The 2497-nt window shown below is 56.6% G+C and carries 1 rRNA gene; it reads left to right on the forward strand.

The features are described from left to right. Positions 1 to 2475 (forward strand): 23S ribosomal RNA (locus ACF1AL_RS39395); the annotation flags it as partial. Positions 2476 to 2497: the final 22 nt, after the last annotated feature.

The following is a 2497-nucleotide window of genomic DNA, read 5'->3' on the forward strand; positions in this document are numbered from 1 at the left end:
TCTCGTGACTGCGTGCCTTTTGAAGAATGAGCCTGCGAGTTTGCGGTGTGTTGCGAGGTTAACCCGGGTGGGGAAGCCGTAGCGAAAGCGAGTCCGAATAGGGCGTTTTAGTAGCACGCTCAAGACCCGAAGCGGAGTGATCTAGCCATGGGCAGGTTGAAGCGGAGGTAAGACTTCGTGGAGGACCGAACCCACCAGGGTTGAAAACCTGGGGGATGACCTGTGGTTAGGGGTGAAAGGCCAATCAAACTCCGTGATAGCTGGTTCTCCCCGAAATGCATTTAGGTGCAGCGTCGTGTGTTTCTTGCCGGAGGTAGAGCACTGGATAGGCGATGGGCCCTACCGGGTTACTGACCTTAGCCAAACTCCGAATGCCGGTAAGTGAGAGCGCGGCAGTGAGACTGTGGGGGATAAGCTCCATGGTCGAGAGGGAAACAGCCCAGAGCATCGACTAAGGCCCCTAAGCGTACGCTAAGTGGGAAAGGATGTGGAGTCGCAGAGACAACCAGGAGGTTGGCTTAGAAGCAGCCACCCTTGAAAGAGTGCGTAATAGCTCACTGGTCTAGTGATTCCGCGCCGACAATGTAGCGGGGCTCAAGCGTACCGCCGAAGTCGTGTCATTGCAGCATATAGCCCCAACGGGTGCTGTGATGGGTAGGGGAGCGTCGTCTGCCGGGTGAAGCGGCACTGGAAGGTAGTCGTGGACGGTTGACGAGTGAGAATGCAGGCATGAGTAGCGATACAAACGTGAGAAACGTTTGCGCCGATTGACTAAGGGTTCCTGGGTCAAGCTGATCTGCCCAGGGTAAGTCGGGACCTAAGGCGAGGCCGACAGGCGTAGTCGATGGATAACCGGTTGATATTCCGGTACCCGCTGTGAAGCGTCAAACATCGAATCCAGTGATGCTAAGCCCGTGAAGCCGCCGGCTGAGTCTTCGGACGAGGTCGGAGTGGTGGAGCCGGTGACCCGAGCTGGTAGTAGGTGAGTGATGGGGTGACGCAGGAAGGTAGTCCATCCCGGGCGGTGGTTGTCCCGGGGTAAGGGTGTAGGCCGCAAGGTAGGCAAATCCGCCTTGCATACGGCTGAGACCTGATGCCGAGCCGATTGTGGTGAAGTGGATGATCCTATGCTGTCGAGAAAAGCCTCTAGCGAGTTTCATGGCGGCCCGTACCCTAAACCGACTCAGGTGGTCAGGTAGAGAATACCGAGGCGTTCGGGTGAACTATGGTTAAGGAACTCGGCAAAATGCCCCCGTAACTTCGGGAGAAGGGGGGCCACACCTGGTGAGAACACTTGCTGTTCGAGCTGGGGGTGGCCGCAGAGACCAGCGAGAAGCGACTGTTTACTAAAAACACAGGTCCGTGCGAAGCCGTAAGGCGATGTATACGGACTGACGCCTGCCCGGTGCTGGAACGTTAAGGGGACCGGTTAGCTTGGATTCGTCCAGGCGAAGCTGAGAACTTAAGCGCCAGTAAACGGCGGTGGTAACTATAACCATCCTAAGGTAGCGAAATTCCTTGTCGGGTAAGTTCCGACCTGCACGAATGGCGTAACGACTTCTCGACTGTCTCAACCATAGGCCCGGTGAAATTGCACTACGAGTAAAGATGCTCGTTTCGCGCAGCAGGACGGAAAGACCCCGGGACCTTTACTACAGTTTGATATTGGTGTTCGGTTCGGCTTGTGTAGGATAGCTGGGAGACTGTGAAGCTCATACGCCAGTATGGGTGGAGTCGTCGTTGAAATACCAGTCTGGTCGTGCTGGATGTCTAACCTGGGTCCGTGATCCGGATCAGGGACAGTGTCTGATGGGTAGTTTAACTGGGGCGGTTGCCTCCTAAAGGGTAACGGAGGCGCCCAAAGGTTCCCTCAGCCTGGTTGGCAATCAGGTGTTGAGTGTAAGTGCACAAGGGAGCTTGACTGTGAGACCGACGGGTCGAGCAGGGACGAAAGTCGGGACTAGTGATCCGGCGGTGGCTTGTGGAAGCGCCGTCGCTCAACGGATAAAAGGTACCCCGGGGATAACAGGCTGATCTTCCCCAAGAGTCCATATCGACGGGATGGTTTGGCACCTCGATGTCGGCTCGTCGCATCCTGGGGCTGGAGTCGGTCCCAAGGGTTGGGCTGTTCGCCCATTAAAGCGGTACGCGAGCTGGGTTTAGAACGTCGTGAGACAGTTCGGTCCCTATCCGCTGTGCGCGTAGGAGTCTTGAGAAGGGCTGTCCCTAGTACGAGAGGACCGGGACGGACGAACCTCTGGTGTGCCAGTTGTTCTGCCAAGGGCATGGCTGGTTGGCTACGTTCGGGAGGGATAACCGCTGAAAGCATCTAAGCGGGAAGCCTGCTTCGAGATGAGGACTCCCACCCACTTGATGGGGTAAGGCTCCCAGTAGACGACTGGGTTGATAGGCCGGATATGGAAGCACGGTAACGTGTGGAGTTGACCGGTACTAATAGGCCGAGGGCTTGTCCTCAGTTGCTCGCGTCCACTGTGTT

It is taken from the genome of Streptomyces sp. NPDC014801, assembly GCF_043082085.1.
Lineage (GTDB): Bacteria > Actinomycetota > Actinomycetes > Streptomycetales > Streptomycetaceae > Streptomyces.